Consider the following 16,555-nt stretch of genomic DNA (forward strand, 5'->3'; position numbering starts at 1 on the left):
TTAACACCTCTTCACATGTTCAAATACATCCATATACTCAGGAGCAATTCGGTCTCCGTCTATGAGCAGATCACCAATCGTCTCCATTGCAATATCATTGATTTCATCCAGTAAAAGCGCGGGCATTGTGCCTGTTTCATTCGCCAGACGCATCAGCTCGGCATCTACATGATCACCAAGCAGCACTTGAACAGCCTTCACATGCCGCGTCTCCAGCCGCCCGGCAAAATCATGCCATTCTTGCTGCAAGCTGGCTGAAACGGACTCGTCCCATTGCAGTTCAATCTTCGCTGAAGCTGCATCTTCCCGCAGGAATTGCACCTCTGACTCTACAGAGGATTTTGCTTCAAGCAGTTCGTTCATCTCTTCTGCTTCAATTGAGGTTGTGGCTGCTAAGTTGGCTTGTTCCCGGCTCGGGTCTTCTTGTTGCTCCGTGAACCGCGGCGCTGCAGGCATCTTATCTTGGTCTGGTTCAATCGTTTCAGACTCGGCAGCAGCTTCGGAAGCAGAATCAAACCCGGAGTGCTCGGTTTCCTCAATCGTCAGTGCCTTGCGGACATACTCACTGTCCTCCTGCAAGGAGGCTAGCTTTGCTGTATCAATCTGAATTACGGGTGCTGGTGCTGTCTCCGTTTGTTCAAGCGCATACGCTTTCTCTATATACCGCTCAATCACACGGGCAAGATCAGGTTCCAAAGTTTTGCCACGCAACCGCCCTCTGAAGCCTAGTAGCTCTCGAAGCTTATTCTCCGTACAGCGGTATATTCTCGTTAACCGCTGCACAAAATCCGTCTGTTCACCCAGTGGAAAATAAGTAAACGAGACGGACCTGCCATAGATGGACTCGTCATACACCGCTTTGCGAAACAGCGTACGCTCCATCGTCCGCTCAGCCCCCAGGCTTATCTCCGGTAGCAGTCCGTGCGGCTGCGTTCGCTTCATATAGGTATGCGCTACAACCATGACTTGGGGAATATACCGTTCCATCACTGCCTTGCCGCCGTCCCGATAAAACGTGTTAAGCGAGATATCATAGTCATAATATCGCTGCAGCATCTCCAGCGTGAAATCGGAAGCATTTCCTTCCATAATCCGCTGTAGTTCCTTGTCCAGCAACGGTGCAGGCAAATAACCGCCAGCGAGCAGCATGACCTCTTGTAGCCGCGGCTGAAGCTCGTGCACGAGCACAAAATCGACGATCCACTCCTGCATATACGTGTTTAACTGTGGCAGCCGTTCACGATACTGAATCCACAGCTGCTTTAATTGCTCGTAACCCTGCTCGGGATACAGCCAGCCTATGCCATTGATCAATTCATAGATATGCACAAACAGATACGAGAGATCGACATCAAGGTAATTTCCCTGACGCACCTCTGTTCTCCAGTACCAATACCAACGGAGCTGCGCATCATTCATTACGCCATAAGTCGGCCAGTAGCTCATAAACGGAACAGACAACGTCTCTTCTCCTATGACCTCTGCAAGCCTTCTTGCTTCTTCCACAAATCGCTTCTCCGAGGACAAAACAGCGCCAGTCTGTATGTATGCTTCACGACTATGGTTCGCCAGGGAAGAGCGATCGGGGATGCGAACGGACGCAGGCTCTATATCTTCACTTATATCTATTTCCATGAATTCCAGCTGTTCAGAATGATCTCTCATCGGAATGGAACCCACCTCTTTCACAACAAAATACGAACACGTGTATCCATACGCATCATTATAACACTTGTCTGTCCTCTGTGCGCAGCAAATTGATACATTCTTTTCACACCAAAAAAGAAGGCAGGTCTGCCCTCTTCCGTGACTGATCCACCCTCTAATGTTACAGGCGACATATGCATTTTTCTTGATATCCCGTGCGGTCTTCTCACTTATCGTTCAGTATTTATCCACTGATCCAGCAGGCGAAACGTCTCCGAAGCCGTATGCACAACGCTATCATGATCTTCCGGTGTCAGAACGGTTTCCTGAAGTAACTGCATAAACTCGCTCCATCTTGCTCGCGTCTCCGTGCCATAGGCATTGAAGTATTGCAGTCCACGATCTGCTTCAATCGGCAAAAATTGCGTCAAACGTTTGGTCAGAATTTGCCCTCCATTCGTCGAGCCTTCAATGACATACATATACCCGAACAGTCGTGCCGGGGTGGATATATCAGGAAGCTCTGTGCAGCGTGGAAGCTGGCTGATCTGCTCCCCGTTTGCTCCAAGATGCAGCAAATCCTGCTCAAGTAGGCTCGCTTTGCCTCTCACAGCCATATCAAGTCCTGTCTCTGCCCAGAACGGCTGCATAACAGCCTGCTCCTCCAGCGGCTTCAGGAACCCGTAAAATTTCTCAAGGTATTCTTTATATTGGTCCATCGTTATCGTGCGATCCATCATTGCTTTCGCGTAAGCATTCTGTTCCACTTGTCTATGGTAATGTGCTGTCTCCTGCTTCAGACGTTCCATAATAGTAGCTGCTGTCATATCGGGGCTCCCCTTTCCTTCTGTGATTCTTCACTGCTTTAACTATTGATTGGAGTTATGGAGTTAGACCTGACTATTCAAAGACTCTATGTAAGTATACTTTCTCTCGTACTGGAAAACTACATAAGTTGAACTAAAGATTTTACGCACATCACTCCGATATGACAGAATAACCTGGAGAGTAGCGGTTATCCCCAGCTTTTTTCGATTCCCTTAACATAACTACGAATCAGATTAGCTGATATATCACTGGTTTTTATATGTAAAAATGGTACACTAACGCTATATCCTTATATTGAAGGAAGGAAGCTGACGCACATGACGGATCAATTATCACCCGAGAAATCCAAAGAACTTCAGGTACAAGATTTTATACTGCATCTCACACAAGACATTACACTGCCCGAAAACACGGTGGACCAGCTCATTACAGGATCAGCAGATCAAGTCATTACGGGTATTGTTGTAACATTCATGCCCACACAGCATGTCATTGAACAAGCCATTCAGCAAGGAGCCAACCTGATCATTGCGCATGAATCCCCTTTTTACAATCATCATAGTGCTACAGATTGGCTTGCAACCGACCACGTTTATACGTACAAAAGAAACATGATTGATCAAGCCGGCATTGCGATCTTTCGCTGCCATGATATTATTCATCGCTACAACCCGGATGGAATTACGGAAGGTCTTATATCCGATCTTGGGTGGAATACATATGTGAGTCAGCGTACATCAGAGACAGATGTTGTTACATTTCCAGAGGAAACGACCGTTCGCGCCGTCGCGCAGCAGTTGAAGGAGCATCTTGGCTTAGAATATGTTCGCATTGCGGGACGTCCTGAAACCGTTTGCAGACGTGCGGCTGTCCTGGTTGGATTCCGTGGCAACGGACATGTCACTATTCCTCTAGTGCAGAAAGAACATATTGATCTGATTATTGCAGGTGAAGGATTTGAGTGGGAGACACCTGAATATATTCGTGATGCGATGCAGCAGGGCGCATCGAAAGCTCTGATCATGGTGGGTCATGCCGAGAGTGAGGCACCAGGAATGAAGCTGCTCGCAGACAGACTGGCGGCGGCGTTTCCATTGGTTGAGGTTTCTTTTGTAAAGGAGCGACCGGTGTTTGAGGTGATTTGATATACACGTGCTGGCCACGACAGCGTTTTTGTTCTAACGATCTCAGATGAGCTTATTTTGGGGGTTCAGTACCTTCTGGAATTGTAACGATTCGTAGAAGCCTTATTTTGCTGAAAACACATGATGCATGCCTAATTCATCATCGAATTGCTCAAATAAGCTTTCCTCGGATCGTTAGAATATAAAACGGTGTAATATCGCCACAATAGCGTTTCTGGAGATCGTTAGAATTTACTGCTTCGGTTACTTCTCTCTTTCACACATGTCCCCCTTACCTAGTTGCTTGCCCAGTTGCTTTACTTACTTAATTACTTAAAAGTTTACCCAATTACCTGCACGCACTCACATTCTCATCCTTCCTGATGTTATCCCCCTTGCTCACCCACTTTCTCCTCCTAATCTACTTACTTCCTACACCGCTAACCTACTGTCAATTCCTTTGTTTGCTCCTTCTTTGCATCACCTCTTCCCCAACTCACCTGCTGTATTTTCTAATCTAACTCACGTTCCCCTTTCTCATGCTGCCCCCTGTCGCAAATGCCAGTTCACTTTCCATTTCACGCGATCTAACTTTTCTTCTCACACGACCTAGCTTTCCATCTACTCTCAAGCTGCTCACCTCGCATCCACGCTCACTCTTCCTCATTTCGCACCTACCTACACTCACACTCCCTACACTAGCTTTAGCTCCCATCTGTCTCCTACTCGCTACCTATTTGCCTCCCTTATCTTCCCTCCTTCCTTAACGTATGAACTCATACATACTCCATCTTTCCCTCATACTTTCTCCCCTGATAACTGTCAGATATTTCAACGTGCATTGCTTCGTCCCGGCATTTCACACACACTTCTCACCTTTCGTCTGGATTTTGACGGGGCTTTATTGTACGCTAAATGCTGTGAATTTCAGATTCAGGACATTTGTCCTTGGCTAATATGATGAATTTATCTTTTAATAGAAATCGAAGTCATGCAACAAAGGAGCGTACGAAGAAGGATGAGAGGAATTATATTTGCCGTGCTGGGTGGAGCCTGCATTACACTGCAAGGGGTTGCGAACGCCAGAATCAGTACAGATATAGGTACATGGCAAGCCGCAACCATTACTCAATTGACGGGTTTTATCCTTGCAGCGATTATTTTGATGTTTGTGCGAGATACCAATCTGCAGGGAATTAAACAGGTCAAACCGATGTATCTTGCTGGCGGAGCATTCGGAGCCGTCATTATTTTCAGCGAAGTCACAGCGATTCAGCAGATCGGCGTGACCTTCACCATCTCGGCGCTGCTGATCGCACAATTGTTTTTGACGTTTTTGATCGACAGCAATGGATGGTTTGGCGTACTTAAGCAAAAGATGAAACTGCCGCAATTCATTGGCATTGCGTTAATGATCACCGGTGTCATCATTATGAAGCTGTAAATCCGAAGGAACGCAGGGGTGAAACCATATGGAAGAAACTCATAATTCACAACAAATCATGCACTATTTGCAGCAATATCAACTGGAGACGGTCTTTCACGAGAACCTGCGTCCACATATGACCCTATGTCAATTTGATAAATGCGAGCTGATTTGCCGCGAGGGCGAAGCATCTGAATACTTATATGTACTGGTTGAGGGGAAAATCAAAATTTTCACCACCTCTCCGCAGGACAAAACACTGGTGCTCTGTTTTAAAACACCACTCGAAGTGGTCGGGGATATCGAATACGTTCGTGAAAGCAACACGGTGAACACCGTTCAAGCGGTGTCACCTGTTGTTATGCTGCGCATCCATTACCGCTGGCTCACCGAGCTTGCCAGTGATTATGCACCTTTATTGCAATTTTTGTTAAAAATCATCTCACACAAGTTTTATATTGATTCGAACTTCTCCAATTTTAATCTGATGTATCCGGTAGAGGTCCGTTTAGCCAGCTATTTGCTTTCGATCTCGACGGATGAAGGCGGCACGGTCATACATGAGGAACTGGATGCCTTTAACCTGACGGACATAGCCAACCTGATCGGAACCAGCTATCGACACTTGAATCGGGTGATACAGAAACTCTGTTCAGATGGGTATATTGAACGGCATCAAGGATTGATTCAGATCAAAAATCGTGCTGGCCTGCGTAACATTGCGGGTCACAACATTTATGAATAAGGAGTCTGACTATACGTATGATCATCACTGGAGTTTTACTTGCACTTCTGGCAGGTTCCCTGGTAAGTCTGCAAACAATATTTAATAGTAAAGTCAATGAACGCACAGGGTCATGGTCCACCACAACGCTGGTGCTGTTTACGGGATTTATCGCTTCTTTTCTGATCTCCCTGCTTGTTGAAGGGAAAAATACATTCAGCCTGCAGCACATGCAGCCATGGTACTGGCTGAGTGGTGCAATCGGCGTTGGTGTTGTGTTCTGCCTTGTACAAGGCATGAAGCTTCTGGGTCCGACCTATGCGATATCCATCGTGTTAACCTCTCAGCTGAGCTTTGCCCTATTGTTTGATTCCATGGGCTGGCTTGGCCTTGAGCCAATCCCGTTCTCCTGGAACCAGCTGCTCGGTGTACTCGTCATTGTAGGCGGCATTGTGCTGTTCAAGTTTGGCGGGCTGAAAAAGGAATCATCCGATTCATCGGATAAGTCACCTCACACAGTACCGAGTAAATCTTGAGAATAATACAAAAAGAGTGTCTAACCAATCCCGCTGAAAGGATTGGAAAGCACTCTTTTTATTTGTATTACAATATACGTAAACCTGTGAAGTCTAGTCGCTTAGACAAACTCCACGTTATGATACACCTGCTGCACATCTTCCAGGTCTTCCAGCGCGTCGATCAGCTTCTCGAACTGAACTTGTGCGTCGGCAGGCAGTTCAATGTGGTTCTGCGCCAGCATCGTCAGCTCGGCCACCGTGAACTCCGTCACGCCAGCATTCTTGAAAGCTTCCTGTACAGCGTGGAATTGATCCGGCTCAGCGTATACGATGACCGCTTCATCTTCATCCACGATGTCACGAACGTCTACATCTGCTTCCAGCATGATCTCCAGTACTTCCTCAGCGTTTTTTCCTTCCACGCCAATGACAGCTGTCGGATCAAACATGTACGCAACAGAACCGCTGACACCCATGTTGCCTCCGTTTTTGTTAAAGGCCGAACGTACTTCAGGTGCTGTACGGTTTACGTTATTGGTAAGAGCGTCCACGATGACCATAGCACCGTTCGGTCCAAAGCCTTCGTAACGCAGCTCCTCATAGTTCTCGTCCCCGCTGCCTTTCGCTTTTTCCATAGCACGGTCAATGATCGCTTTAGGTACATTATACGTTTTGGCGCGCTCCAGAACGACCTTGAGCGCACGGTTTGCTTCCGGGTCCGGTTCGCCCTTCTTGGCCGCTACATAGATCTCAACGCCGAATTTGGCGTAGACCCGGCTGGTGTTTGCATCTTTTGAAGCTTTCTTTTCCTTAATATTATTCCACTTACGACCCATATCGTTTCCGCTCACTTTCAACATGTAATCTGCTTTCTACTTTGTCATTATATCTTGTTGTGTCCGGTTCAACAAGTTCACTGCCACGAAATAATGGGAATACTTACTGTAATTATCCCACCCCTTAAGCGTCCTGACGAAACAAAAAGCACTCCGTATAGGAATGCTTTGTTCAGGTAACATTCGGTTACGCGTGGAACTGTCTACCGTCCAGCACTTCAGGTACATAACCTGCACGGATAACAAAGTCTCCGAAATGCTCACCTTCATTACGCTCTTTGGCATATTGATTAATCATCGGTGTCAGAATCTCCAGAATCTCAGCTTCACCGATATTTTCACGATACAGCTTATTCAGACGATGGCCTGTGAAGCTGCCACCCAGATAGAAATTGTACTTGCCCGGTGCTTTCCCGATAAAAGCAATCTCTGCCAGCATCGGTCTGGCACATCCATTCGGGCAGCCCGTCATGCGAATGACGATCTCTTCATCTCGCAGCCCTGCTTCATCCAGCACAGGCTCAAGCTTGTCAATCAGAGAAGGCAAGTATCTCTCGGACTCAGCCATCGCAAGACCGCACGTCGGGAGTGCAACACAAGCCATAGAGCTTCTGCGCAGCGCAGAATAATGAGCACCATCTGTGAGATGATATTGCTGAATCAACGCTTCGATCTTTTTCTTTTTCTGGCTGCTAATGTTGCCAATAATCAGGTTCTGGTTTGCCGTCAAACGAAAATCACCGGTGTGTATTTTGGCAATTTCACGCAACCCCGTCATGAGTGGATAACCGTCCACATCCTTAACCCGACCATTCTGAATGAACAATGTGTAGTGCCATTTGCCGTTACTGCCCTTCACCCAACCGTAGCGATCTCCGTTATGCTCAAAATGATACGGACGTGCCGCTTCCAGACTCCAGCCCAAACGGCTGGTCAGTTCATTGGTAAACCATTCCAGACCGCGGTCATCCACTGTATATTTGAAACGCGCATGCTTGCGGACCGCACGATCCCCGTAGTCACGCTGGATCATCACCGTTTTTTCTGCCACATCAATCATCTGCTCTGGTGTGCAAAAGCCGATCACCTTGGATACCTGAGGATACGTTTTCGAATCCCCATGCGTCATGCCCATGCCTCCACCGACCGATACGTTGAAGCCTTGCAGCTTGCCATTCTCCACAATCGCGATAAATCCAAGATCCTGTGAGAATACATCCACATCATTGGAAGGAGGCACCGCAATCCCGATCTTGAACTTACGCGGCAGATACACTTTGCCATAGATCGGTTCAACCTCTTCATCGGATTCCTGGGAGTCGATCACTTTTTCTCCGTCCAGCCACAGCTCATGATAAGCACGAGTACGAGGGTCAAGGTGGTTGCTCACCTGGCAAGCCCATTCGTACACTTCAGCATGAACTTCGGACTGGTTCGGATTCGGGTTGCACATCACGTTACGGTTCACGTCTCCGCATGCAGCCAATGTGCTGAGCAGAGAATCGTTCACTTCACGAATTGTATTTTTGAGGTCCCATTTCAATACACCATGAAGCTGGAACGATTGACGTGTGGTCAAACGAATGGTCTGATTCGCATATTTATGAGCTACACGGTCCATCATCAGCCACTGCTCGGGTGTAACAATCCCGCCGGAAGCTCTTACACGCAGCATGAACTGGTAAGCAGGCTCCAGCTTGGATTTGTTGCGCTCGTTACGCAGATCACGATCATCCTGCATATAGCTGCCATGATGTTTCATCAGACGGTTGTCGTCTTCTGGAATGGAGCCGGTAATGCGATCAGCCAGCGTCTCGGTGAGACTGCCGCGCAGGTAATTACTTTTGATCTTTATATCTTCCACATCGCTGTTTGTGCGCTGCGGGTTAAGTAAATTGTTATAAGCCATGCTGCTTTCTCCTCTCGTTTCTGCAGAAAATACTTCTTTGGCTCAGCCGGGAATTAATACACGTCCCGCTGATAACGTTTCTCCTGCTGCAAACGCGTCATGTAGTCCGCTGCCTGCTCAGGTGACAAGCCGCCTTCCTGCTGTAGAATGGAGATCAGTGCTGCATGCACATCATGAGCCATTTTTTTCTCATCGCCACAGATGTATATGCTTGCGCCTTCCTGAATCCATTGATACAATTCCTTGCTATGTTCCAGCATACGGTGCTGTACATATACTTTCTGTTCTGTATCACGTGAGAAGGCCACATCCATCTTGGTCAGCACGCCGTCTTTGAGCCAACGCTGCCACTCCGTCTGGTACAGGAAGTCTGTAGAGAAATGCTGATCCCCATAGAACAGCCATGTTTTGCCCTCTGCACCGATCTCCTCCCGTTCACCAAGGAAAGCTCGGAACGGGGCCACCCCTGTCCCGGGTCCAACCATAATAATCGGGGTGTCCGGGTTCTCAGGCAGCTTGAAGTTGGGATTGTGCTGGATATAAACAGGTAATGTATCCCCCGCTTCAATTCGTTCAGCCAGATGTACAGAGCATACCCCGTAACGTTCTCTGCCACGTGCTTCATACCGCACGGTTCGTACAGTCAGATGAACCTCATCCGGGAAAGCTTTGGAGCTGCTTGCAATGGAGTACAGACGTGCCGGAATTTTACGCAGCACTGCCAGAAACGGAGCAGCAGCAATACCTTTCAAAGCATAATCCTGAACCAGATCCAGCAGATCACAGCTGTTCATGACGTTGCGGAATTCAGCATCATCTGCCAGCAACGCCGCCAACCCGCTCTCCGGACTCAGCTTGGCAAGCTGCTCCACCACCGGTTTGGTTACTGCTGTAATTTCGTAATGACGCAGCAAGGCTTCATAAACAGACAACTGGTCCCCATTTTTGTTAACAGTCACACGTTCGTCTGCGTTCCAGCCCATAGCTGCAATCAATTCGTCAACAAGACGCGGATGATTCTCCGGGAAAACCCCCAGGCTGTCACCTGGCTCATAATCCAGATTAGACCCTTCCAGAGACAGCTCAATATGACGTGTCTCGCGGTCTGATCCACGGCCATTCAGGTTCAGATTTTCTAAGACCTCTGCCTTGAACGGATTTGTACGGTTGAATTCGGATTCCCCACTGCTTACCGCAGCTGTGACAGCTTCACTGGTTACCGTTCCCGCAGCAGCAGGTGTGCTGCTGAGCGAAGCCAGAACATCATTCATCCACTGCGCAGCCGGCTCATCAAAATCAACATCACAGTCTACCCGAGGTACCAGCGCTGTGCCGCCCAATTCCTGAAGCCGTTTGTCGAAATCTTTACCTGTCTGGCAGAAAAACTCATATGAAGTATCTCCCAGCGCCAGGATGGAATAACGAAGCCCGTCAAGCTTAGGCGCTCGTTTGCTATTCAGGAACTCATGGAACGAAATCGCATTATCCGGCGGTTCCCCTTCACCATGTGTGCTGACTACAATCAGGAGATTTTCAATTTTTTTCAGTCCGTTCGGCTTGAAATCCCCCATAGATGACAGCGTCACCTGCAGGCCTTGTTCCTCCAGCTTTTTAGCAAGCTTCTTCGAAAGTCCAATCGAATTGCCTGTCTGAGAGCCGTATAGTACCGTAACCTCACGTGATACGGCCGGAGCACTTACAGTTGCTGCTGCCCCTGTTGCATTTTGCCCGTTCAACCCAACCAAACCTGTCGGTGCTGCTGCTACCGCTCCTGCTTGAAATGCGGCAATATATCCGCTAAGCCACAGTCTTTGTCCGTCCGTTAATGTAGGAATAAGACGATTGAGCAATTCTACCTGCTCTTGATTAAAAGGACTATTTGTCACTTGAAGTTCCACCATCTGCCACCTCACGCACTGCTTCAATTTTAATTCCTACTAAAATGATCATATTAATTTCTTCTTTCAACCTAACACACCGGGGGATAAGGGTCAATTTCAATGATTTTATACCATTTATCAGTTTCTCTAATAAAGGAACAAAACGAGCTAATTTAGTGGTTTCACATATGGCAGCCTTTATTTCTATACTGACAGCAATGAATATAACAAAGAAGCCTGCTTCAACCTGAAGCTCAGGCCAAAGCAAGCTTTTGTCTAGTTTAACGGGTACATCATAAATGAAACTGCGTCGATACGAAATAGCAGCATGGATATAAAATAATAGATCGATACATCGTCACTTTTTCCAGACAAGCTTGCTCATCATGGCGTAGAGCAGTGCGGCAGATTCAGCCCGATTTGCTTCAGCCAGTGGTTTGACTTCACCATTATAACCACTTACGATGCCCAGCTGTACGAGTGTTGATATGCTGTCTCTCGCATAAGCACGTATCTTGCCTTCATCTTTGAATTGAGCAAGCTCACCTGCGGCACTCTGTTGTGTTCCTTCATCAATGATTCCTCCTGCTTCAAGTGCTCTCACTGTTAACACCATCATTTCCTGACGGGTGATCGCAGATTCAGGCAGAAAACGTCCATTCCCGGCTCCATCTGTAATACCAAGGGATCGTGCCACATTAACCGCAGTATAGTATGGCGATTGCTCGGTTACATCCTTAAACGGATCAGCAGCTTCTGCTCTTAATCCTAACGAAGAGACAAGCCACTGTACAAATTGTGCACGTGTCATTTCCTGTTTCGGATGCAGCTGCGTGATTCCCTCGCGATCTGTTGCATCAAGCACACCTCGAACAGCGAGTGCCTCCAACGCTTTCTGTGCCCAAGGTACATCCGTCAGATCAGCAAATGGCGCTTCACTAGACACAACAACATACGTACCAGTCAAAGAAGAAGATGAATCGGAAAAAACAACCTCACCCCGTTTTTCATCAAAAAAGCTTTGTGGCAGTGGTGTTATCTCACCGTTCGGCCCAATCTGCACTGCAATAACTTTATCTGCGGCGATCTCTTTCGATGGAGAATACGGCAATTGCAGTGATATTTTCTGATTCGGCACAAATACTTTATCATTCAGGCTGAACTGAAGCTGTACGCCCTGCGCTGTACCCAAACGATCTGCAGCAGCTTGTGGCAATGCAGTATGAACAAATCTCACAGCAATTGTGCCGTCTTGGGCTCCACCTTTACCAAGCAAGTCAGCAGGAAGCTCAACTGCCCCTATCTCTGATACGATACGGAATATATCGGATGTTTTCAGATCCAGCAATGATGAGACTGGCAGCATCATCTCATAAGCGGACGCTTTCGGAGCCGCCTTCAGATTAAATTCAACCAGACGTGTGCCTTCTCCCGTAAGCGGGGCAGCTTTCACTGCAGCTTCAATAACAGCGGAGTCCACCTTGGACTGTGCAATGCCCTTGGCATCCACGGATGGCTGCAGTTCTACGATCGCGCGATCCGCACCTGTCTGAGGAGAAGCAGGTGATGGCCCAGTACCGGTGTTACCGTTCCCTGTTTGGCCGCCGTTACTGCCCGGATTTGAAGAACCGTTTCCACTCGTACCTCCTGAGCTATTCCCCGTTCCGCCGCCGGAATTGCCTCCTGATCCTCCGCCTGAGTTACCTCCTGGATCAGAGCCGCCAGGTGATGTGGTACGTGCGGGCACTTTGATAGATAATGGAATCGTTAGTGCCTTGCTTCCATCCGAGGCACGTGTAATCTCCAATTCAATGCGCACTGTCGTTTCAGTGGCTGGAAGAATAATCGTACCATCCAGCTTTATGATCGATGGTACAGTGCTGGAATGAATGGATGCTGTGAAACCTTGCGGCAGCACAGGCAGCTTTATTTTGGAAGAAGCAGTTGTTGGCTGTTCAAGGGTTGTTATAGCTGAAGCCACCTCCGCAGCAGACTGCAGGGTTGTTGTCACGGAATACGCATCGGACAGTCCTTTAAGTGAAATACCTGCCTCGTCCAGTGCCTCGACTTTATAATAGTATGTCGTATCTTCAGTCAGCCCGGAATCTGTGTACTCCTGAAGTGCGCCGGAATAGATCGCCTCATAGGAACCCTGCTCCTGATCTGAGCGATAGAGCTTATAGCTTGCTGCGCCTGAAAGTGCATCCCATGCGAGCGTTACAGTGGTAGAAGTAGCAGAAACGCTGTGCAAGCCGCCGTTGCCGTATACGGGAGCTGTTTGATCAGGCTTTACAATCATGATCCAGCTAATCAACGGGTCCTGAGAGGCCGTGTTTCGCACCGTGACGTCAATTTTGCCGCCCGTTACCTCTAAGCCTTTATGTGCTCTTACACTGGCAGGAATATACGTAACTGCCCCTGTATTGGTACCGTTAATCAGAAGATCCGCGCGGCGTGAACTGTTTGTCCACGGATCATTAAATCCCGCGTATACATCATATACACCATTGGGAACATCAAAATTGTAAGTCAGATCCTTGCCTTTGGGCGAATTGCTAACATTACCTCCGTTTAAATAACGCACAGTCGAGAAAATATCTCCCCCGCTCGAGCCGGAAGGTAATGCATCCGCACTCACGTAACCCCATGACCGCCCTTCTGCCGGAGCATACATCTGATCCACCACTCCCGGATGAACCAGCGTATCTGTCATGTAATCACTCATCAGTTTGTAATCCGCTGTCTCATAACCACCACTGTTCACAAAATATAAGGTGTTGTCAGGGATGACATAGACACGAACCGCCTGCGTTTTGTTGTTATACTCAGGTGTCGTGATCTGCAACGTGAGCGGACCCGGCTTGGCAAAATCCTCAGCAGTCATCGCCCGATGATTAATCGTCCATACCGCTGGCGTTGACACCAACTGATCACCATCACGAACCTTCACGGTAGAAGGCAGGGCTGGAACTTCGCCAAGCTTCACCGCCTCTGGCAGCTTATCTACAATATCTACCTTACCCATCGAATTCAGCAGATCGGGAGTCCAGCTGCCATACCACTTGATCGCAATATCCGACCCGATGCCAAATTCAATTGGCAAAAACACATATTTGGCGGCATCATTCGCAAAGTTGCCCCCGTTCCACGTATCCCCCACATAAATAAATTTGCCCTTTGCCGGGTCAACAGGGATGACCGAGGTCGCCTGTGTTCCAAACGCCTTCCCAGGATCAGGATCACTTGAAAGTGTACGGACAAACGGATTGCTCATTGCCGACCAGGGTCCGAAGATATGGTCTGCAACGGTAACTTTATTTTCATTGGGCGCCCACCCTGTAGCCCCTGATGTTAAAATGTAATATTTGCCCTGATATTTAAACATCGCCGGTGCTTCGCGCTGTCCACCCGGGAACACACGCACGTAGTCAACACCATATTCCGCTTGATACACGCTATCGCGAACCGGATTGCCTTTATCATCCGTACGCCCTTCCTTATGCCAGCCTGTGACATCACTGTAATCATCGGTGAGCTTGGAAATATAGAGCGTCAGATTTTCCTCGCTGGAATAGATCAGATAACCTGTGCCATCCTCATCCTTGAATAGTGTCATGTCACGAGCCATGCCCTTATCGCTTGGGAAGTAGTCCTTCTCACCTTCAGGGGCCATGTCCATCCGATAACTTTTCTGATATACAAAAGGTCCTGTCGGTGAGTCACTGATCGCATAACCCGCCTTCGCCTTGCCATAGTTGGCGTTGTTGTTATACGGGTCCTTGTCTCCGTCCATATGGGCCCACATCACGTATTTCTTCGTTTTATCATTGTAAATTACCTTCGGACGCTCGATAATCCGTCCCTTGCGAATGTCTGCCCAAATATCCACGCGATCCTCGCGCCCGGCATACAGCTCTTTAAATAGCGGGTTTGTGTCAAAATCATCCATGGACTGCAGCATCGTAAGAGCCATGCCTTCGTCAGTCCAGTTGAGTAGATCCTTGGAGGAATACACACGTACGCCCATGGCAGGCCAGCCACCTGTATGATATTCCCCATACCAGTAGTACTTTTCGGTTTTTTCATCGTATAAGAAACCTGCGCCATGCGCATCGATCGGTTTGCCGTTCTGATCCGGCCACAGCTGACCAGGCGTTATACTTGTACGTACTGTGGATACACCCAGCGGCACGGAAGCAGGTGTATCCTTGCCATCCACGTTGGCCTGAATCGTATAGAAGTAACCCGTGCCCATCGTCAGACCCGTATCTTGCATCGTGGTTGCATTTCCGGTATAGACTTGCTGATAAGTTCCTGAAGCACTTGTTGCCCTCGACACGGTGTAGGAGACTTCCGATCCTGGCAGTGCATCCCAGCCTAAGGAAACGGACGTATCCGTTACAGCGGAGACAGCAAAGCCTACTGGAGAGTTGAAGTTGTACGTCTGTGCTTCCACCGTGCTGTATGACGATTCACCCGCAGCATTGGTTGCGGTCACCCGATAGCTGTAACTTTTTCCAGGCACAAGCTCCTGATCGGTAAACGACAAGTCGCTGCCTTCATATATCTGTTCATATGATTCTGTTCCCTGTTCAGCCCGAGCGACTCGGTAACCCGTGGCCTTATTCACCGCATCCCAGGTTAGTTTCACACTTGTTGATGTAAGCGCTACTGCTTTCAGATTACCTGGCGCCTGAGGTGCCTCGGCCACGGTTCTGGCTTCAAGCGGAGCTGACCACTGCGACTCGGTTAACCCTCCATAGTTGTAGGCGAGCTTGTAATAATAGGTCGTATCCGAGCTTAACCCCTCGTCCACATAAGCGGATGATGTTACCTGTTTTACTAGAGCGTATCCCCCTTCTCTGGTGTTTGAACGGTACAAATGGTATCCGGTTGCCCCTTCAATCTCTGGCCAATGCAGTGAAACGGAGGTTCCTGTCGCTCCATCACTTGTCAGTTCAGCTTCATTCACACGCGGCGGCTCCGCAATAATCACATCATCAATATGTACGGTCTGCCACTTGTTGCGAATGCCTACGGTACCTGATGCAATTGAGGCATCATTCAGATCAAACACCAATCGGTCCGTTCCGTTATCGACAATGTACGCACGAATGGATGTACCTGAAAGCACCACTTTGAGCGTATACCACGTATTTTTACTAAACGTAAAGTTCGCTGATTTCAGCGTAGTATCCGTACCATTTATTTTTTTGGTGAAAACGAGTTGGTTGTCAGGCACCTTCATCTGAAAATAGTAATAATTGTTCCTGTCCTGAAAGTGCGGCAAAATGCCGGGATACCCCTTGGCTTCTCCTGTATAAAAACGCATGGACACCGTTTTGTCCGCTACGGACTCTCCGGTCGAAATGAAGCCTTCATCCGTACTGTTTTGAAAAAGAACCTGATTAGATGCATCCGCCGGATCCGCTGCCACTTCCCAACTGCCCGAGATGACATTCCATGCAGGTGAAGCCGTATAATCTCCATCGGAAAAATCGTCTTGAATCCACGGGCTGGAACCGGGATTCGAAGCCTCATCTGCGTGGGCTCTGTTCGGGTACATGAACGGTCCTGATGATAAGAGCAGTGCAGCAGATAACAGGACTGAAATTGGCTTTTTCAGTTTATCCAATATCGATTCGCTCCTTTGCAATTTTAAT

11 protein-coding genes are annotated in these 16,555 nt (G+C 48.2%); 4 read left to right on the top strand and 7 right to left on the bottom strand.

The features are described 5' to 3' along the window. Positions 1-1,665, bottom strand: a complete 1,665-nt coding sequence (locus ACQSGY_RS04390) for a TerB N-terminal domain-containing protein (protein ID WP_427050819.1) — start codon at positions 1,663-1,665, stop codon at positions 1-3. A gap of 212 nt (positions 1,666-1,877) precedes the next feature. After that, positions 1,878-2,474 (bottom strand): biliverdin-producing heme oxygenase, encoded by a 597-nt coding sequence (locus ACQSGY_RS04395; RefSeq protein ID WP_427050820.1) that lies wholly within the window; start codon positions 2,472-2,474, stop codon positions 1,878-1,880. Positions 2,475-2,792: 318 nt separating this feature from the next. Between ACQSGY_RS04395 and ACQSGY_RS04400 the strand changes: the two genes are divergently transcribed. The 4 genes from ACQSGY_RS04400 (at position 2,793) to ACQSGY_RS04415 (ending at position 6,285) form a co-directional block, all read left to right on the top strand. Next, positions 2,793-3,620, top strand: a complete 828-nt coding sequence (locus ACQSGY_RS04400) for a Nif3-like dinuclear metal center hexameric protein (RefSeq protein WP_427050821.1) — start codon at positions 2,793-2,795, stop codon at positions 3,618-3,620. Positions 3,621-4,617: 997 nt separating this feature from the next. Beyond that, positions 4,618-5,043 (top strand): DMT family transporter, encoded by a 426-nt coding sequence (locus tag ACQSGY_RS04405; RefSeq protein ID WP_426334699.1) that lies wholly within the window; start codon positions 4,618-4,620, stop codon positions 5,041-5,043. 28 nt (positions 5,044-5,071) lie between these two features. Continuing rightward, a complete protein-coding gene (locus tag ACQSGY_RS04410) occupies positions 5,072-5,770 on the top strand; it encodes a Crp/Fnr family transcriptional regulator (RefSeq protein ID WP_427050822.1) in 699 nt (232 codons plus the stop codon). A gap of 17 nt (positions 5,771-5,787) precedes the next feature. Then, on the top strand, positions 5,788-6,285 hold the full coding sequence (locus ACQSGY_RS04415; protein WP_253298888.1) for a DMT family transporter: 498 nt from the start codon (positions 5,788-5,790) through the stop codon (positions 6,283-6,285). 101 nt (positions 6,286-6,386) lie between these two features. Here the strand turns inward: ACQSGY_RS04415 and ACQSGY_RS04420 are convergent, their stop codons facing one another. The 5 genes from ACQSGY_RS04420 to ACQSGY_RS04440 all read right to left on the bottom strand — a co-directional run bounded on the left by ACQSGY_RS04420 (position 6,387) and on the right by ACQSGY_RS04440 (position 16,527). Further along, complete coding sequence (locus ACQSGY_RS04420) at positions 6,387-7,103, bottom strand: YebC/PmpR family DNA-binding transcriptional regulator (RefSeq protein WP_111272847.1); 717 nt, start codon at positions 7,101-7,103, stop codon at positions 6,387-6,389. A 187-nt stretch (positions 7,104-7,290) separates the two neighbouring features. Beyond that, positions 7,291-9,012 carry an assimilatory sulfite reductase (NADPH) hemoprotein subunit gene (gene cysI / locus ACQSGY_RS04425; protein WP_427050823.1) on the bottom strand — a complete coding sequence of 574 codons (1,722 nt, stop codon included), beginning with the start codon at positions 9,010-9,012 and terminating at the stop codon, positions 7,291-7,293. A 53-nt stretch (positions 9,013-9,065) separates the two neighbouring features. After that, positions 9,066-10,910 (bottom strand): assimilatory sulfite reductase (NADPH) flavoprotein subunit, encoded by a 1,845-nt coding sequence (locus ACQSGY_RS04430; protein WP_427050862.1) that lies wholly within the window; start codon positions 10,908-10,910, stop codon positions 9,066-9,068. After that, on the bottom strand, positions 10,888-11,160 hold the full coding sequence (locus ACQSGY_RS04435; protein WP_188592287.1) for a hypothetical protein: 273 nt from the start codon (positions 11,158-11,160) through the stop codon (positions 10,888-10,890). The genes ACQSGY_RS04430 and ACQSGY_RS04435 overlap by 23 nt, the downstream gene beginning before the upstream one ends. 90 nt (positions 11,161-11,250) lie before the next feature. After that, positions 11,251-16,527, bottom strand: coding sequence for a fibronectin type III domain-containing protein (locus tag ACQSGY_RS04440; protein WP_427050824.1), 5,277 nt, complete (start codon positions 16,525-16,527; stop codon positions 11,251-11,253). Positions 16,528-16,555 lie beyond the last annotated feature (28 nt).

This window comes from Paenibacillus sp. TC-CSREp1, assembly GCF_050171015.1.
In the GTDB taxonomy this organism is placed as follows: Bacteria; Bacillota; Bacilli; order Paenibacillales; family Paenibacillaceae; genus Paenibacillus; species Paenibacillus silvae.